Source organism: Rhodopseudomonas telluris, assembly GCF_042432815.1.
GTDB classification, from domain to species: domain Bacteria; phylum Pseudomonadota; class Alphaproteobacteria; order Rhizobiales; family Xanthobacteraceae; genus Rhodopseudomonas; species Rhodopseudomonas telluris.
In genome coordinates this window covers 634,646-651,578 of sequence record NZ_JBHLWM010000008.1, presented here as the reverse complement: position 1 = coordinate 651,578, position 16,933 = coordinate 634,646, and the positions used below count along the sequence as shown (strand labels likewise).

The following is a 16,933-nucleotide window of genomic DNA, read 5'->3' as shown; positions in this document are numbered from 1 at the left end:
TGTTCCGATGCGGACTTGAAATCGGGGCTGCGACTGACGATTGTCTTGGCCATGACCCAGACCCTGCTCGAACCCAACAGTTACGACGTCATCGTGGTCGGCGGCGGCCCCGCCGGTCTGGCAGCCGCAATCGCGGTGGCCAACACCGGGGCGCTCACCGCCCTCGTCGCCCGCAAGGTGCCCTATGCGGACAACCGCACCACGGCCCTGCTCGGCGATTCGATCGACCTGCTGGAGAAACTCGGCGTCTGGGCGCGCTGCGCAGGTCAGGCGGCCGCCCTTCGGACGATGCGGCTGGTCGACGTCACAGATCGGCTGATCCGGGCGCCCGAGGTGCGGTTCGCGTCCAGCGAAATCGGCATGGACGCCTTCGGCTACAACATCGAAAACCGCAAACTGATGGTCGCGCTGGAAGCCGCTGCGGCCGAGGTCGGCAATCTCGATCGCTTCGATGACGAGGCAGAGTCGATTATGCCCAGCGAAGAAGCCGCGATCGTGCGCACCCGGCAGGGCCAGACCCTGGCGGGACGGCTGGTGATCGGCGCCGATGGTCGCCAGTCGCAGTGCCGGCAGGCCGCTGGCATCACCGTACGCAGCCGCGCCCTGAACCAATCCGCCCTCACCTTCAACATCACCACGTCGCGTCCGCACAACGAGGTCTCGACTGAATTTCACACCGCCGAAGGGCCGTGCGTCTTCGTGCCTTTGCCCGGCCGCCACATGAGCATCGTCTGGGTCGCATCGCCCAAAGAGGCTCAACGGCTGATGGCGCTGAGCGACGAAGAACTCTCGGCGGCCGCTGAAAAACAGTCCCATTCAATCTACGGCAAGGTCAGCGTCGCGCCCGGCCGCAACCTGTTTCCGCTCGCAATCGAGAAGCCCAGCGCCTACGGCCGTAATCGAATCATCTTGGTGGGCGAAGCCGCGCATGTGGTGCCACCGATCGGCGCCCAGGGCTTGAACATGGGCCTGCGTGATGCCGGCGACGTCGCCGAGATCGTCGAGGACGCGATGGCACGGGACCAGGATCCCGGAAGCGACGCCGTGATCGCGCGCTTCGGCCGGGCGCGCGGCGCCGACGTTGCCAGCCGCACCTTCGCGATCGACATGGCCAACCGTACGCTGCTCAGCGACCTGTTGCCGGCGCAGGCGATGCGTGCCGCCGGGATGCAGCTGCTCAGCTCTGTGGGGCCGCTGCGACGGATCGCGATGCGCGAAGGCCTGTCGCCATTCTGGCGATCGCTCTGAAGCTCACAGCAACGGCATGTGGCCGGTTTTGATCAGCCACATCACCGTCGTCAGCGTGACCACCGACACGAAGGTGCCGATCAGCACCGCGACAGACGCCGGCTCGACCCAGGTGTTGTACTGACGCGCAATCACGAACACGTTGAGCGCGGGCGGCAGCGACGCCATCAGCACGGCGGTCCCGGCCCATTCCGGCGTGAACGGACCGAACGCCAGCATCAGGCCGAGCGCGATTACCGGATGCAGCAGAAGCTTCACGCCAATCAGGCTCGGGATCTCCCACGGCACCCGCCCGAACGGGCGCAGCGCGACGGTGACGCCGAGCGTGAACAGCGCCACCGGCGCGGCGGCGTTCTGTAGAAACTGCAGCGTATTATCGACCGCGGCGGGCAGATGCAGATGCAGGGCCGCTGCGGCAGCGCCGAGATAGGCCGCGACGATCAGCGGATGCAGCACGATCTCACGAACGACATGGAGAATCGTCGGCAGCAGCGGCCGACGATGGCCCGCGGTGAGCGCCATCGCGACCGGCACGATCGAGAACAGGAAGATGCTGTCGAAACAGAAGATCAGCGCCACGGGGACAGCTGCCTTGGGCCCCAGCACGGCCAACGCCAGCCCCGGCCCCATGTAGCCGATGTTGCCGTAGCCGCCAGCGAGGCTCGCCATCGTGGCCTCCCGAACCGACAGCCCGCCAATCATCCGCCCGATCGCGCCCGAGAGGAAGAACGCGATCGCGGTGCCCAGCGTGGTCGCCAGCACGAACGGCAGGTTGTTGAGTTCCTCGAACGGCGTCTTCGACATGATCCGGAAGAACAGCGCCGGCAACGAGACGTACAGCAGGAAGAAGTTCATCCAGGCGAGGCCGTTTTCCGGCAACCGCTTCAGCCGGCCGCAGGCGAAGCCGACGAAGATCAGCCCGAAATACGGAAGCGCCAGGTTGAGGATATCGATCATGCGACAGGGATCACGGTCAGGAGGGAAATGACCGGTAACAGGGAATTGGCGCCCCAGCCACGGGAACGTGACATGGCTGGCCGTCGAACCGGCCGAACGCCGAAAAGGCTTGCGCCGGCGGCAAGAAAACGCACGAAAACAATAATCTATGGGGTCAGTTTCAAGATCGTCCGGACCGAGGCCCTAGCATCGGCCGCAATCCTGGTTTATGCGACTCTGATGATCAAGACGAGAACCGCCAAATTTCAGATCGGGCAGATCGTCCGCCACCGGATCTTTTCGTTCCGCGGCGTGGTGTTCGACATCGATCCGGAGTTCAACAACACCGAAGAATGGTGGCTGTCGATCCCCGAAGAGGTCCGGCCGCACAAGGACCAGCCGTTTTACCACCTGCTCGCGGAAAACGCCGAGTCGGAGTACGTCGCCTATGTGTCCGAGCAGAATCTGCTCCCCGACGATTCCGGCGAGCCGATCCGGCATTCGCAGGTGGCGGAGATTTTCATCAAGGACAAGGCCGGCGGCTATCGCCCGCGCAATTCCTCGCTGAATTAGTTCGGGCGCTTACACCGGCGTGAACGCGATCACGTTCCGCCGGCCGGCCCGCCAGAACGACAAAGGGCGCCCCCATGGGCGCCCTTTTCGTTTGCGAATGATCCGCGGTTACTTCGCCGCCGGATTGCTGCCCGCAGGAGCCTGGGCCTCGAGCTTCTTGCGCTGCTCTTCGGCACGCTTCTGCAGCTCTTCCTGCAGCTTCTTCTGCGTCTCTTCGAACTGCTTCGGGTCGGTCGGCGGACCGTCATAGGCCTTGGCGAATTCGGCCAGCGGCAGCGGCAGCGTCAGCGGCGCGCCGTTGGAGTTGATCGCCTGAACGACCAGGTTCTGGCCCTTCTTCATGTTGGCGATCATTTCGGGCGTGGCTTCGTAGTCGGACATGCAGCCGTTTGCGAAGCAGATCACATAAGGGCTCTGCTGCGGCGGGTTGTTGTCGACGATGATGCGGGTGCCGTGGACGAGCTGCATGCCGAGCGGCAGCGTCACGCGCAGGATCTTCTTCGGCTCGCCTTCCGGCTCGATGATCACGGCGGCGATCACCGGCTGGCCGGATTCGATGCGGCCGTCCTTACCGGTAAAGCAGACCTGCTTGGCGTTTGCATCCTGCCCCTTCAGGCAGAACTTGGTCCACGGCGCGTAGATCAGCTGAACCTGCTGCTGTTCCTGCGGCTGCGCGGCACCAGGGGCAGCTGGCGCCTGAGCTGCCGGAGCGCCCTTCGCCGGCGCCTTGGGGGCAGCAGCCTTCGGCGCCGCCGCGGGCGCCTTGGGGGCTGCCGGCGGCTGCGGGGCTTGCGCTTGCGCTGCGGAGGTGACGGCAAGGACGGACACAGCCGCCGCCGTCAGCAGGGCGAATGCCCGCCCGCGCGGCCCAGCCGGCGCGACCAAGTTGCAAGACTTCATTGCGGAAAACCCTTTCTGAAACGGTCGCGCACCCCACAGCGACGCGGGAGCTGGCATCTGGCCGTTCGGCCGGTGTCTCTGAGCCAATTGAGGCAGTTACGTGACGAGCCGGTCCGGCGCCGCCGCGCGTCCGCTTTCAATACATCGGCATACGAAAAGATCAATGGCGACAATCATCCGCGGCTCGTTGGATCACTCCCTTGTGGTAAATCTCCGCGGGTGAAGAGCGCCGAATCACATGAACGATTCGCGACCGGCACGCGCCGTCTCGGAGCCGTGCTCACGACGCTCGTTGTGCTCGGCATGGTCGCGTCAACCGGCCGCCTTGCATCGGCGGAGACGACGCGCGGACCGAAGCCCACTCATGCTCTGGCGATGCATGGCGAGCCGGCCCTGCCCGCGGATTTCACCGCGATGCCCTACGCCAACCCGGACGCACCGAAGGGCGGCCGTCTGGTCGAGGGCGTACTCGGCACCTTCGACAGTCTCAACCCGTTCATCGTGCGCGGCCTCGCGGTCCAGAGGATCCGCGGCTACGTGGTCGAGAGCCTGATGGCGCGCGGCAACGACGAGCCGTTCACGCTTTATGGTCTGCTTGCGCAGTCGGTCGAGACCGACGATGCGCGCAGCTACGTCTCGTTCCGGATCGATCCGCGCGCGAAATTCTCCGATGGACAGCAGGTGCTGGCCGAAGACGTGCTGTTCTCCTGGCAATTGCTGCGCGACAAGGGCCGCCCCAACCATCGCCTGTACTACGCCAAGGTGGCACGCGCCGCTGCGCTCGACTCCCGCACCGTCCGGTTCGATTTCAGCGATGCGCAGGATCGCGAACTTCCGCTGATCCTCGGCCTGATGCCGATCTTTCCCAAACACGCCGTCAATCCCGACACCTTCGAGGAAACGACGCTGGCGCCGCCGACCGGATCGGGACCGTACCGAGTGAGCAACGTGAAGGCGGGCAGCAGCGTGACGCTGACGCGCAATCCCGATTATTGGGGCCGCGACCTGCCGATCAATCGCGGGCTATGGAACTTCGACGAAATCCGCATCGAGTATTTCCGCGAGGCGAATTCGCAGTTCGAGGCGTTCAAGCGCGGCATCTACGACTACCGGGTCGAGACCGAACCGCTGCGCTGGCATGACGGCTACGGCTTCCCGGCCGCCCGCGCCGGCGAGGTCATCCGCGATGTCGTAAAGCCGGGCACGCCGCAGCCGACCGAAGTGCTGGTGTTCAACACACGGCGGCCGGTGTTTGCGGACATCCGGGTGCGCGAAGCGCTGCTGCAATTGTTCGACTTCGCCTGGATCAACCATAACTACTTCTTCGATCTCTACGCCCGCAGCGGCAGTTACTTCGCCGGCTCCGAGCTCTCCGCGTACGGTCGCCCGGCAGGCCCGGAGGAACTCCGCCTGCTGCAGCCGTATCTGGCCCGGCTGCGTCCCGATTTCATCGACGGCAGCTACCGCCTCCCCGTGAGCGATGCCTCCGGCCGCGACCGCACCGCGCTGCGGCGTGCACTGGCGCTGCTGTCGGATGCCGGCTATCAGCTCGATGGCACGGTGATGCGGCGGCGCGATACACATCAGCCGCTGAGCTTCGAGATCCTCGTCACCACCCGGGAACAGGAGCGCATCGCGCTGTCGTTCGCGCGCGACGTCAAGCGCATCGGCGTCCAGGCGTCCGTACGGGTGGTCGACGCGGTCCAGTTCGATCAGCGACGGATCTCGTTCGATTTCGACATGATCCCGAACCGCTGGGATCAATCGCTGTCGCCCGGCAACGAGCAATCATTTTACTGGGGGTCCGAAGCCGCCGACATCAAGGGCACACGCAACTACATGGGCGTGAAGGATCCTGCCATCGACGCGCTGATCGCGCAGATGATCGCCGCGCGTGGCCGGCCGGACTTCGTTGCGGCGGTCCGCGCGCTCGATCGCGTGCTGACCTCGGGCTTCTACGTGATCCCGCTTTTCAACATCCAGGAGCAATGGATCGCGCGGTGGAATCGGATAGAACGACCGCAAGCGACCGCGCTGACCGGCTATCTTCCCGAGACCTGGTGGGCACGGCCTTCGATGCAGCACGGTGACGCAGCAAAGGTGATGAAGTGACCCAGCCGAACGCTTCGCCGACCCTCGATGGTTTGTTCCGCCGCATCCTGGCCCGTCAGCCCGACGCGATCGCGCTGATCGATCCTGCTGATAAGCAGCGTATCACCGGCCAGCCGCCGGCCCGCCTCACCTATGCGCAGGCCGACAAGGCAATCTCCGCCCTCGCTGCGCACTTCACGGCCGCCGGCCTGCCGCAGAACGCCGTCATCGCGCTGCAGCTCCCGAACACGATCGAATTCCCGCTCACAGTGCTGGCGGCGCACCGCGCCGGCCTGGTGGTGGCGCTGCTGCCGCAGCTCTGGCGCCAGGCGGACGTCACCGCGGCCCTGAACCGCACCGGCGCCCGCGCGATCGTCTCGTCTCGCTGGATCGACGGTGTCAGCCACGCCGACATCGCCATGAACGCCGCCGCCGAAGCGTTCTCGATCCGCTATGTCGGTGGCTATGGGGACGATCTGCCGGAGGGCATGGCCTCGCTCGACGTTGCAATGACCGAAGACGTCGTCGAGCCCGATCATGGCGTCCAGGACGCCCGCCGCGCCGCGATCATCTCGTTCGACACCACGCCCGAGGGCGTTCGGGCAATCCCGCGGACTCATCTGCACATGATCGCCGGCGGGCTCGCGGTGTTCCTCGAGAGCCGCGTGCCGCAGGGCGCGATGCTGATGTCGGCGCAGACGCTATCGTCCTTCGCCGGGCTCGCTTCGTCGATGGTGGCCTGGCTGCTGAGCGGCGGCACGCTGGCACTGCACCACCCGTTCGACGAAGAGCTGCTCGAATCCGAAATCCGTGAACTCGGTTGCGACACGCTGGTCGCGCCGGCGCCGCTCGCATTGCGGCTCGGCGAGGCCGGCCTGCCGGCCCGCGCGCCGACGTTGCGCAGCGTGATCGGTATGTGGCGCGCCCCCGAACAGGTCGCCGCCAGCGCAGCCTGGACGGGCGCGCCGACCAGCTTCACCGACGTTTACCTGTTTGGCGAAGCCGGATTGTTCGGCGCCCGCCGCGGCGCCGACGGTTCGGCGGTCCCGATCCTGTCCGGTCCGTACACCGCGCCGCGCGATCAGCCCGGAGGCACCTCGGCCGGCGAAGTCCTGATCACTCCGAAAGGCACGCTGGGACTACGCGGCCCGATGGTGACGCTGGCAGCCTACGCGCCGCTGCCTCCGCTGCACGGCGGAACGCGGCCGACGCCGGCGCCGGATTTCGTCGATACCGGCTTCGCGGCACGGCTGGACCGCACGACCGGGGCGATCTGCATTACGGCGCCGCCATCCGGCGTGATGTCTGTCGGCGGGTACAGGTTCCTCGCGCAGGATCTTCAGGAATGGGCCAAGCGGCTCGGCCAGGGCGCGCTGCTGACGGCTCTGCCCGATCGCTGGAGTGGATACCGGCTTGCCGGACGCGCCCAGGACAACGCCAGAGCTCGCGAAGCACTTTCGGAACTCGGGCTAAACCCTTTGATGGTCGAAGCCTTCCGGGATAGCCCGGCGCGTGCCGAGGACTCGTCGCATCCGCATTGACGCCGTATTAAGGCACCTGATCTAGGGTCGGCTCCGAACAGCGGAGAACCGGCTGCCGTCGATGTCGTATCACGCGCCCATCCTGATCATCGCCGACGAGTCCGCGTCGGACGAAGCATCTCGGGTTTTGTCGGCTCTCACTGAGGCACGTCTGCTGCCGGCGGAGACGGCCGGCTGGTACGAAGCCGGCGACGCCGTGGTGCGACTGCAGCCGTCCGCCGTGATTGCTATCAAAGGCACCGAAGGGGCGCTGACGGCTCTCGCGACGCAGATCGCCGAGATCGAACCCTATGTGCCGTTGCTTGTGCCCGGCCTGGGTCACCCGGTCGCCGGCAACTGTATCGGCTTCGCGGGGCACGATCTCGACCGCCTGCCCGCCCGGCTCCGGACGGCTCTGCGCGTTCGCACGCTGCATGCCACCACGCTCCGTCGGCTCAGCGACGACGGCGGCATCGAGCGGCAGCCGCAACATGATCCGCTTCAGGATGCGACCGTGCTGCTGATCGGCCGTGGCGCCGCCTATCCGGCGCTGTCGGTTGCGCTCGGCGAGCGCGTCGGCGTAGTCGGCGCACTGTCGATCGAAGCAGCCGCGAAGAACCTCAACGCGCGCGAACTCGACGGCATCGTCCTGGCCGAAGGCTTCAGCGCTCGGGTGGTCGACGCGTTTCTCACCGTATTGTTCGAGGACACGCGCTTCCGCAATCTGCCGATCGTCGTGACGGCACCGCCGCCGGAGCGGTCGATCGATCTGCCCAATCTCGATTTCATCCAGGGCGATCCGGCACAAGTGGTGGCCGCGGCACTGCCGCTGGTCCGGCAGCATGCGTTCGAGGCCCAGCTCGGCCGCACCCTGCGTGCGCTGGATGCCGGCGGGCTGATCGATCCGCGCAGCGGACTGCTCACGCCCTCCGCGTTCGAACGCGACTTCGCCACCTCGGTGTATCAAGCACAATTGCGTGGCGACGGCCTTTCGGTGGCTCGGTTCGTGCTGAACCGCGCAGATCCGCGCGCGCAGTTCGACACCGCCCGGATTGTCAGCCGGCTGATGCGTAAGATGGATTTCGGAACGCTGCAGCCCGATGGCAGCATTCTGGTCGTCTTCGCCGAGACCGATCTGCGTGGCGCCCAGACGATCGCGCGGCGCCTGATGGCCGTGATCAGGCAGACATCGCATTCGGCACGTCGCGACAGCCGGATTGATCCCGACGTTTCCCTGGCAACGATGATGTCCGGTGACTCCGCCCGCGCGATCCTGTCGCGCCTCGCCAAGCTCGACACCCGCCGCGCGGCGTCGTGATCCGACAATCCCGATAAAGTACTTGTTGCCTCGTCGTGGCCGGCCTCTTCCCGGCCATCCACGTCTTGCTACATGGTGAGGGCGTCATGCCCGGAACGAGCCCGGGCACGACGTTTGAGAGCGTTGCGGGTGACCGATCGAACCATCGAGCGCTTCACGCCGCCTTCTTCGTTCCGGCCAGCTCCGCAAGCTGCTTGAGGATGTCGGTCGTGCCAGCAAGACGCTCTTCCGGCGTCTTCCACACCTGGAAGAACACCACCTTCATGTCGGGCCGGACCTTGGCGGCATCGCCATGGCGGCGGATGAAGCCCACCAGCTTGTCCGGATGCGCGAAGGCGTTGTCGCGGAAGGTGATCACCACGCCCTTCGGACCGGCGTCGACCTTCTCGACATTCGCGTGGCGGCAATACGCCTTGATGGCCGCGACCTGGAACAGGTAGCGCACCTCGTCCGGCGGCGGCCCAAAGCGGTCGCGCAGCTCGGCGCCGAAATTCTCGATCTCCTCATTCGAGTCGAGATCGGCGAGCCGGCGATACAGCGACAACCGCACCGCCAGATCCGGCACGAACTCCTCGGGGATCAGCACCGGCATGCCGATGGTGATCTGCGGCGACCAGCGGTCGGCGACCGGTTCGTCGACGATGCCGGCCTTGAGGTTGGTGATCGCCTCCTCAAGCATCTGCTGATAAAGCTCGAAGCCGACTTCCTTGATGTGGCCGGATTGCTCCTCACCGAGCAGATTGCCGGCGCCGCGAATATCGAGGTCGTGCGAGGCGAGTTGGAAGCCGGCGCCAAGCGTCTCCAGCGATTGCAGCACCTTGAGCCGGCGTTCCGCCTGCGCAGTGATGCCGTGTTGCGGCAACGTAAACAGCGCATAGGCGCGGAGCTTGGAGCGGCCGACGCGGCCGCGCAATTGGTACAGCTGGGCCAGACCGAACATGTCGGCGCGGTGGACGATCAGCGTGTTGGCGTTCGGAATGTCGAGGCCGGACTCGACGATGGTTGTCGACAGCAGGATGTCGAACTTGCCCTCGTAGAACGCCGACATGATGTCCTCGATCACCGTCGGCGGCATCTGGCCGTGCGCGACCGCGACCTTCATCTCCGGCACGTGCTTGTCGAGGAAGTCCTTGACCTCGGCAAGGTCGTCGATCCGCGGCACGACGTAGAACGCCTGCCCACCGCGATACCGTTCGCGCAGCAGCGCCTCGCGGATCATCAGCGGATCGTGCGGCGCCACGAAGGTGCGCACCGCGAGCCGGTCGACCGGCGGCGAGGCGATGATCGACAAATCGCGCACGCCGGTCATGGCGAGCTGCAGCGTGCGCGGGATCGGCGTCGCGCTCAGCGTCAGCACGTGGACTTCGGCGCGCAGCTGCTTCAGCTTCTCCTTGTGGGTGACGCCGAAGTGCTGCTCCTCGTCGACGATGACGAGGCCCAGATCCTTGAACTTGATCGACTTGCCGAGCAGCGCGTGGGTGCCGACGACGATGTCGAGCGTGCCGTCGGCGATGCCTTTCTTGACCTGCGTCAGCTCCTTGGCGCTGACCAGCCGCGACGCCTGGCCGACATGCACCGGGAAGCCGCGGAAGCGCTCGGTGAAGGTCTTGGCGTGCTGCCGCGCCAGCAGCGTGGTCGGCACCACGACCGCGACCTGCTTGCCGTCGAGCGCGACCGCGAACGCGGCCCGCAGCGCTACCTCGGTCTTGCCGAAGCCGACGTCGCCGCACACCAGGCGGTCCATCGGTGTGCCCTTTTCGAGATCGCCGAGTGCCGCGTTGATCGCGGCAAGCTGATCTTCCGTCTCGTCGTAGGGGAAGCGCGCACAGAACTCGTCGTAGAGATGCGGCTGCACCGGCAGCTTCGGCGCCTGACGCAGATGTCGCTCGGCCGCGATCTTGATCAGCTCGCCGGCGATCTCGCGAATGCGGTTCTTGAGCTTGGCCTTGCGCGCCTGCCAGCCCGAGCCGCCGAGCTTGTCGAGTTCGACCGTCGTGCCGTCGGAACCGTAGCGCGACAGCAGCTCGATGTTCTCGACCGGCAGGAACAGCTTGGTCTCGTTGGCGTAGTGCAGTTCGACGCAGTCGTGCGGCGCGCCGCCGACCTCCAGCGTCTGCAGCCCGATGAACCGGCCGATGCCGTGCTCGACATGCACGACGATATCGCCGGCCGACAGGCTGGTGACTTCCGAGATGAAGTTGTCGAGCTTCTTGCTGGCCTTGCGCTGCCGCACCAGGCGATCGCCGAGCACGTCCTGCTCGGTGATCACCGCGAACGCGTCGGTCTCGAAGCCGGACTCGAGGCCCACCACCGCAAGCATCGGTTCGTTGCGCGGCGTCGCCTGCACGGTGCGCCATGAATTGACGCTGGTGAGGTTAACAAGCTTGTGGTCCTTCAGCATGCTGGCCATGCGGTCGCGCGAGCCTTCGCTCCACAGCGCGATCACGACCTTCTTGCGCACCGCCTGGAGCGACTGAACGTGCGCGACCAGCTTCTCGAACACGTTGACGTTGGCGTCGGCACGCTCCGGCGCGAAGTTGCGCCCGGCCCGCGCGCCGGCGTCGATCACGGCGCCGCCCTCGGTCGGAACATCGAACGGCGTCAGCCGCGCCAGCGGCCGGCCCTCAAGCCGCGCGGCCCATTCGCTCTCGCTCAGATACAGCTGATCCGGCGGCAGCGGCTTGTAGATCGCGCCGGAGCCCGGCTGGTCCATCGCCTCGCGCCGCGCATCGTAGTAATCGGCGATTTGCTTGAAGCGCTCGCGCGCCGCATCCTCGCTCTGCGGCTCGATCGCCACAGCCGTGCCGTCGAGATAATCGAACAGCGTATCCATCCGCTCCTGAAACAGCGGCAGCCAGTGCTCCATGCCTGGATGGCGGCGGCCTTCGCTGACGGCGGTATAGAGCTGATCGTCCGGGCTCGGGGCGCCGAACGCCGCGACATAGCCCATGCGGAAACGGCGGATGGTTTCGGTGACGAGCTGGAATTCCGATACCGGCACCAAGTCCAGGCCGCGCATGGTGTGCAGCGTGCGCTGGGTCTCAGCGTCGAAGGTGCGGATCGATTCGAGCTGGTCGCCGAAGAAGTCGAACCGCACCGGCTGGTCGAGGCCCGCCGGAAACAGATCGAGGATGCCGCCGCGCACCGCGTACTCGCCGGCCTCGCGTACCGTCGAGGCCCGGCTGTAGCCATTGTGCTCGAGCCAGGCGACGACCGAATCCATCGGCACGATGTTGCCGGGCGCGACCGACAGCGCCTGCGCGGCGATGATTTCGCGCACCGGCACGCGCTGCACGGCGGCGTTGACGGTGGTCAGCACGATCAGCGGCTTGTCGCTGCCGGTCAGGCGCGACAGCTTGGCGAGCGTGGTGACACGCTGAGCCAGGATGCCGGCATGCGGCGAGACGCGGTCGTAAGGCTGGCAGTCCCAGGCCGGAAACTGCATCACACCGACATCCGGCGCGAAGAACTCCAGACTGCGCGCGAGCGCCTGCATCCGCGGCCCGTCCCGGCAGATCACCGCGACGCTCACCGCCGGCGGCTTCGGCCGCGCCGCGACCGCCCGGGCGAGATCGGACACGATCAGCCCTTCGGCGCCCTCGGCGACGTTGGCGAAGGTCAACGCCTTGCCGGGCGCGAGCAGTTCCGCGGGCGACCGCGCCGGACTCTTCATACCGCGCCGCCCTGGTGGCCGTAGGTCTTGACCCGTTCGAACAACCCGCCCTTGAATTCCGCCGGCAGCGTGTCCGCGCCAGAGACCGCGGCATAGAGGTCGTGGTCGTTGAGCTCGATCAGGCCTTCCAGCTCATCCAGCTCGGCGTCCGTCAGCGTGCCGATTTCGGCGTCCGCGAACTGGCCGAGAATCAGATCCATCTCGCGCGTGCCGCGGTGCCAGCAGCGGAACAGCAGACGCTTACGACGGTCGTCGAGCCCGCCGCTCGATCGTGTGGTGCCGGTCATTGGGTGAGCCCTTCGGTCAACGACGAAAGCCCGGACGTGCCGGGCGGGGTTGATATAGCCGCCACGACGGCGGCTGTCAGCCCGCCGCGGCGCATTGCAATCCGCGCGAAATGCATTCAAGCCTGCAGCAAACGTCGTCCACCACAACCGGTTCGATGCGCCCCGCTCTGCTCAATCCCCTGTTCGCGCCGGTCACCAGCCTGACCGGGGTCGGTCCGAAGCAGGACAAGCTGTTCCGCTATCTGCTGGACCGCGACGACACCCCGCGGCTGGCGGACCTGCTGCTGCATCTGCCGGTCAGCGTGATCGACCGCCGCTCGCGGCCGAAGATTCGCGACGCCCAGCCCGGCACCGTGGTGACGCTGGAGGTCAAGGTCGACCGCCACCGGCCCCCTCCGCCCGGCCGCTCGCGCGCGCCCTATCTGGTCTATGCCAGCGACGACACCGGCGACGTCATCCTGGCGTTCTTCCGCGCCAAGGCCGAGTACATCGAGAAGCTGCTGCCGGTCGGCGAGATCCGCTACGTGTCCGGCACCGGCCAGCTCTACGACGGCACGCTGCAGATCGTGCATCCCGACCGCGTCGTCGACGCCGAAGGCTTCGCGAAACTCCCGAAGATCGACCCTGTCTATCCGCTCACCGAGGGGCTGGCGATCGGGGCGATGCGTCGGGCGGTGGCGCAGGCGCTGACCAGGCTTCCGGCGCTGCCGGAATGGATCAGCCCCGAGGTGCTGCGCCGCTGCAGCTTCCCGCCATTCGCCGAGGCGCTGCAGCGCGTCCACATCCCGGTGGAGCCGACCGACATCCTGCCGGCCGGCCCCTATTGGTCCCGCCTCGCCTATGACGAACTGCTGGCCGGCCAGCTCGCGCTGGCGCTGGTGCGGGCCCAGCTCCGCCGTCCTGCCGGCGCCCGCAACGCCGGTGACGGCCGGCTGCGTCACAAGATCATCGACGCGTTGCCCTACGCGCTCACCAACTCGCAGCGCGACGCCGCGGCGGCGATCGCCGAGGATTTGCAGCAGCCGGTCCGCATGTTGCGGCTGCTGCAGGGCGACGTTGGCAGCGGCAAGACCGTGGTGGCGCTGCTCGCGGCCGCAGCAGTCGCCGAAGCCGGCAAGCAGACCGCGCTGATGGCGCCGACCGAGATCCTCGCCCGTCAGCACATCAAGACCATCGCGCCGCTCGCCGAGCGCGCCGGCATGCAGGTCGCGATTCTGACCGGCCGCGAGAAAGGCAAGGAGCGTCGCGAGATTCTGGCGCGACTGGAAAGTGGCGAGATCGATTTCCTGGTCGGCACCCACGCGCTGATCCAGGACGACGTGATCTACAAATCGCTGGCGCTCGCCGTGGTCGACGAGCAGCATCGCTTCGGCGTCCGCGAACGGCTGGCGCTGACCAGCAAGGGCGCCGACGTCGACGTGCTGGTGCTGTCGGCGACGCCGATCCCGCGCACGCTGGTGCTGACCTATTTCGGCGACATGGATGTCTCGGAATTGCGCGAAAAGCCCGCCGGCCGGCAGCCGATCGATACGCGAGCACTGTCCGAGCAGCGCCTGCCCGAAGTCATCGACGGCATCGGCCGCGCGATCGGCGCCGGCAAGCGCGTGTACTGGATCTGCCCGCTGGTCGAGGAATCCGAGAACGTCAAACTCACCGACGCCGAGCAGCGCTACGAGTCGCTGCGGCAGCGCTTCGGCGATCATCAGGTCGGCCTCGTCCATGGCCGGATGAAAGGCGCCGAGAAGGACCGCGTGATGGCGCAGTTCGCCAGCGGCGCGATCAGCGTGCTGGTCGCCACCACCGTGGTCGAGGTCGGCGTCGATGTGCCCGAAGCCAGCATCATGGTGATCGAGAACGCCGAGCGTTTCGGGCTTGCGCAACTTCATCAGCTGCGCGGCCGCATCGGCCGCGGCAGCGAGGCCTCGACCTGCCTGCTGCTCTACAAGGAGCCGCTCGGCGAGATGTCGGCGGCGCGGCTGCGGGTGATCCGCGAGACCACCGACGGCTTCCGTATCGCCGAGGAAGACCTCAAGCTGCGCGGCGAAGGCGACGTGCTCGGCACCCGCCAGAGCGGCCTGCCCGGCTACCGTATTGCGCGGTCCGAAGTGCACGGCCAGCTGATCACCCAGGCGCGCGACGAAGCGTTGCGCATCCTGAAGGACAATCCGAAGCTCGAAGGCCCGCAAGGCGAAGCGCTGCGCTGCCTGCTGTATCTGTACGAGCGCGATGAGGCGATCCCGCTGCTGGGCGCGGGCTGATCGATTGAGACCCGCGTAACGTTGGCGCAATGTTGCCCGCTTAACTGTCCGGGCGACGATGAAGGATTGTGAGCCGTGCGCGTACTCCTGGTGGAGGATGAACCCGAAATGGCGTCGGCGCTGGCCGCGGCGCTGAAGACCCACGAAATGGTGGTGGATCGGGTCGCCACGCTCGGTCTGGCGAGCGAGGCTCTCATGACCACCAGCTACAGCGCGATCCTGCTCGACCGACAATTGCCCGACGGCGACGGGCTGTCGCTGATCCCCAAGCTGCGCGCCAAGGGACTGCTGACGCCGATCATCGTGTTGACGGCGCGTGGCGAAACCGCCGAACGCATTGCCGGGCTCGATAGCGGCGCCGACGACTACCTCGGCAAGCCGTTCGCGGTCGCCGAACTGCTGGCCCGGCTGCGCGCCGTGCTGCGCCGGCCGAGCGATCTGTCCGAAGAGACCCTCACACTTGGCCGCCTCTGCTACGACGGCGCGCATCGACAGGCCAGCGTCGCAGGCGTCAGCCTGAATTTGCCGAGGCGCGAGTTGCTCGTCCTTGAGACGCTGCTGCGGCGCGCCGGCCGGACGGTGCCGCGCGCGACGCTCGACGAGGCGGTGTACGGATTCGACGACGAAATCCAGTCGAACGCGCTCGATGCGCACATCTCGCGGCTGCGGCGCAAACTGATCGACGCCGGCGCCGGCGTTGAAATCCACACCGTGCGCGGGATCGGCTACCTGATCAGTCGACTGCAATGACGCCCCCGCGCCGCTCATTGCGATGGCTTCTGGTCCGGCGCCTGGTCGCGCTGCAGGCGTTGATGCTGACGCTGCTGGCGGTCGCGGTGATCGGCGGGTTGTGGGCCGGCGGCTATCTGGTCGCGCCCGAGCCCGAAGATCAAACCATCGATGCGATCAGGGAGTCGATCGCGCGCGATGCGGCGGGCGGACTAACCGTCAATCCGACGGCGGCGCTGTCGCGCCGGACCGCCGAGATGCCAGAGTTATGGTTCTTGGTCAGGGACAAGTCCGGGCATTCGGCCTCGCACGGTCAGGTGCCTGCCGAATTCGCGCGCATCAAGGATGCGCTCGACGATATCGGGCAGGCCCGCTTGGGCTGGAGCGTCGGCGATGCGCCGCGCCCGGCAGCACGGATGCGCTGGGTCGATGCGGCCGGCGGCCGGGTGCAAATCCTGACCGCCGGCGGTGGCGTCCTGCCGTGGCATCAGGCTGTGCTCTCGACTGCGACCCTGCTGATCAGCATCCTCCTCCCCGCCGGCCTCGTGATGGCGCTGGCGACCCTGCTCGCAACCCCTATCGTGGTGCGTCGCTCGCTCGCCGGACTGGCGCAGGTCGCCGCCCGCGCCGAGGCGATCGACATCGACCGGCGCGGCACACAACTTCCGCTCGATTTGGTGCCGAGCGAGATCGTGCCCTTGGTCGCTGCCATCAACGATGCCCTGCGCCGTCTTGACGAAGGCTATGAGCGCCGCGAACTGTTCCTGGCCAACGCCGCGCATGAAATCCGGACGCCGATCGCCATCCTGCAGACCCGCATCGAATCGTTCGAGCCAGGCCCGCAGACCGCACGGCTGTTGGAGGATGTGAAGCGATTGTCGACCCTCGCCGACCAGCTTCTGGACGTCGAACGCCTGGCGCAGATCGGCGCGCCGCAGACCAGCGTCGATCTCGTCGACCTGGCGCGACGTGTCACCGCCGATCTCGCCCCGCTGGCGATCACCGCCGGCTACGAGATCGGCTTCGAGAACACCGTCGATCAGTTCACCATCGCCGGCGACGAAGGCGCGCTCGAGCGCGCGATCGCCAATCTGATCCAGAATGCGATTCAATATGGCGGCCGCGGCGGACGCATCATGGTGCGCGTGACGCAATCCGAACTATCCGTGATCGATAACGGCCCGGGCGTGCCGATCGCAGATCGCGAGCGCGTGTTCGAGCCGTTCTATCGCCTGAATGCAGGCACGCGCGGCGCCGGCCTTGGCCTCAATCTCGTGCGCGAGGTGGCTCGGCTGCACGGCGGGCGGGTCGCGATCGAGGACAGCCCGACAGGAGCCCATGTCTCGATCAAATTCGGCGCGCGCTCCCGCCAGCCCTGACGTCGCTGCTGCAAAGCGCGA

Annotated in this window: 12 protein-coding genes; 8 read left to right on the top strand and 4 right to left on the bottom strand. The window is 66.9% G+C overall.

The features are described 5' to 3' along the window. Nucleotides 1-51: 51 nt before the first annotated feature. The gene (locus ACFFJ6_RS20440) at nucleotides 52-1,248 is read left to right on the top strand and encodes a UbiH/UbiF family hydroxylase (RefSeq protein WP_378391250.1); all 1,197 of its coding nucleotides are present in this window, start codon (nucleotides 52-54) and stop codon (nucleotides 1,246-1,248) included. Between the two features lie 3 nt (nucleotides 1,249-1,251). On the opposite strand, the gene ACFFJ6_RS20435 is transcribed toward ACFFJ6_RS20440, so the two are convergent. Continuing rightward, on the bottom strand, nucleotides 1,252-2,205 hold the full coding sequence (locus tag ACFFJ6_RS20435) for an AEC family transporter (RefSeq protein ID WP_378391248.1): 954 nt from the start codon (nucleotides 2,203-2,205) through the stop codon (nucleotides 1,252-1,254). Nucleotides 2,206-2,424: 219 nt separating this feature from the next. Here ACFFJ6_RS20435 and hspQ point away from each other — a divergent pair, with 219 nt between their 5' ends. Next, nucleotides 2,425-2,757 carry a heat shock protein HspQ gene (hspQ, locus tag ACFFJ6_RS20430; protein ID WP_378391246.1) on the top strand — a complete coding sequence of 111 codons (333 nt, stop codon included), beginning with the start codon at nucleotides 2,425-2,427 and terminating at the stop codon, nucleotides 2,755-2,757. A 108-nt stretch (nucleotides 2,758-2,865) separates the two neighbouring features. On the opposite strand, the gene ACFFJ6_RS20425 is transcribed toward hspQ, so the two are convergent. After that, a complete protein-coding gene (locus tag ACFFJ6_RS20425; protein WP_378391244.1) occupies nucleotides 2,866-3,657 on the bottom strand; it encodes an invasion associated locus B family protein in 792 nt (263 codons plus the stop codon). Nucleotides 3,658-3,960: 303 nt separating this feature from the next. Here ACFFJ6_RS20425 and ACFFJ6_RS20420 point away from each other — a divergent pair, with 303 nt between their 5' ends. The 3 genes from ACFFJ6_RS20420 to ACFFJ6_RS20410 all read left to right on the top strand — a co-directional run bounded on the left by ACFFJ6_RS20420 (nucleotide 3,961) and on the right by ACFFJ6_RS20410 (nucleotide 8,586). Continuing rightward, nucleotides 3,961-5,769 carry an extracellular solute-binding protein gene (locus ACFFJ6_RS20420; RefSeq protein ID WP_378391242.1) on the top strand — a complete coding sequence of 603 codons (1,809 nt, stop codon included), beginning with the start codon at nucleotides 3,961-3,963 and terminating at the stop codon, nucleotides 5,767-5,769. Beyond that, nucleotides 5,766-7,289 (top strand): AMP-binding protein, encoded by a 1,524-nt coding sequence (locus tag ACFFJ6_RS20415; protein ID WP_378391240.1) that lies wholly within the window; start codon nucleotides 5,766-5,768, stop codon nucleotides 7,287-7,289. Before ACFFJ6_RS20420 ends, ACFFJ6_RS20415 begins: the two co-directional genes overlap by 4 nt. A gap of 61 nt (nucleotides 7,290-7,350) precedes the next feature. Further along, a complete protein-coding gene (locus ACFFJ6_RS20410; RefSeq protein ID WP_378391238.1) occupies nucleotides 7,351-8,586 on the top strand; it encodes a GGDEF domain-containing protein in 1,236 nt (411 codons plus the stop codon). Nucleotides 8,587-8,740: 154 nt separating this feature from the next. Here the strand turns inward: ACFFJ6_RS20410 and mfd are convergent, their stop codons facing one another. After that, nucleotides 8,741-12,259 carry a transcription-repair coupling factor gene (mfd, locus tag ACFFJ6_RS20405; RefSeq protein WP_378391236.1) on the bottom strand — a complete coding sequence of 1,173 codons (3,519 nt, stop codon included), beginning with the start codon at nucleotides 12,257-12,259 and terminating at the stop codon, nucleotides 8,741-8,743. Next, nucleotides 12,256-12,546 carry an FAD assembly factor SdhE gene (locus ACFFJ6_RS20400; RefSeq protein ID WP_378391234.1) on the bottom strand — a complete coding sequence of 97 codons (291 nt, stop codon included), beginning with the start codon at nucleotides 12,544-12,546 and terminating at the stop codon, nucleotides 12,256-12,258. The genes mfd and ACFFJ6_RS20400 overlap by 4 nt, the downstream gene beginning before the upstream one ends. 155 nt (nucleotides 12,547-12,701) lie before the next feature. On the opposite strand from ACFFJ6_RS20400, the gene recG reads away from it, so the two are divergent. The 3 genes from recG to ACFFJ6_RS20385 all read left to right on the top strand — a co-directional run bounded on the left by recG (nucleotide 12,702) and on the right by ACFFJ6_RS20385 (nucleotide 16,912). Beyond that, nucleotides 12,702-14,804, top strand: a complete 2,103-nt coding sequence (recG, locus tag ACFFJ6_RS20395; protein ID WP_378391232.1) for an ATP-dependent DNA helicase RecG — start codon at nucleotides 12,702-12,704, stop codon at nucleotides 14,802-14,804. A 75-nt stretch (nucleotides 14,805-14,879) separates the two neighbouring features. Continuing rightward, nucleotides 14,880-15,554: a response regulator gene (locus ACFFJ6_RS20390; protein WP_378391230.1), complete on the top strand. Its 675-nt coding sequence runs from the start codon at nucleotides 14,880-14,882 to the stop codon at nucleotides 15,552-15,554. Between the two features lie 17 nt (nucleotides 15,555-15,571). Then, on the top strand, nucleotides 15,572-16,912 hold the full coding sequence (locus ACFFJ6_RS20385) for a sensor histidine kinase (RefSeq protein WP_378391228.1): 1,341 nt from the start codon (nucleotides 15,572-15,574) through the stop codon (nucleotides 16,910-16,912). The last annotated feature ends 21 nt before the right edge of the window (nucleotides 16,913-16,933 follow it).

What these genes read in the sequence shown, in the direction of transcription:
- ACFFJ6_RS20440 (WP_378391250.1), top strand. Translation starts at nt 52, where the DNA reads ATGACCCAGACCCTGCTCGAACCCAACAGTTACGACGTCATCGTGGTC.
- ACFFJ6_RS20435 (WP_378391248.1), bottom strand. Translation starts at nt 2,205, where the DNA reads ATGATCGATATCCTCAACCTGGCGCTTCCGTATTTCGGGCTGATCTTC.
- hspQ (WP_378391246.1), top strand. Translation starts at nt 2,425, where the DNA reads ATGATCAAGACGAGAACCGCCAAATTTCAGATCGGGCAGATCGTCCGC.
- ACFFJ6_RS20425 (WP_378391244.1), bottom strand. Translation starts at nt 3,657, where the DNA reads ATGAAGTCTTGCAACTTGGTCGCGCCGGCTGGGCCGCGCGGGCGGGCA.
- ACFFJ6_RS20420 (WP_378391242.1), top strand. Translation starts at nt 3,961, where the DNA reads ATGGTCGCGTCAACCGGCCGCCTTGCATCGGCGGAGACGACGCGCGGA.
- ACFFJ6_RS20410 (WP_378391238.1), top strand. Translation starts at nt 7,351, where the DNA reads ATGTCGTATCACGCGCCCATCCTGATCATCGCCGACGAGTCCGCGTCG.
- mfd (WP_378391236.1), bottom strand. Translation starts at nt 12,259, where the DNA reads ATGAAGAGTCCGGCGCGGTCGCCCGCGGAACTGCTCGCGCCCGGCAAG.
- ACFFJ6_RS20400 (WP_378391234.1), bottom strand. Translation starts at nt 12,546, where the DNA reads ATGACCGGCACCACACGATCGAGCGGCGGGCTCGACGACCGTCGTAAG.
- recG (WP_378391232.1), top strand. Translation starts at nt 12,702, where the DNA reads ATGCGCCCCGCTCTGCTCAATCCCCTGTTCGCGCCGGTCACCAGCCTG.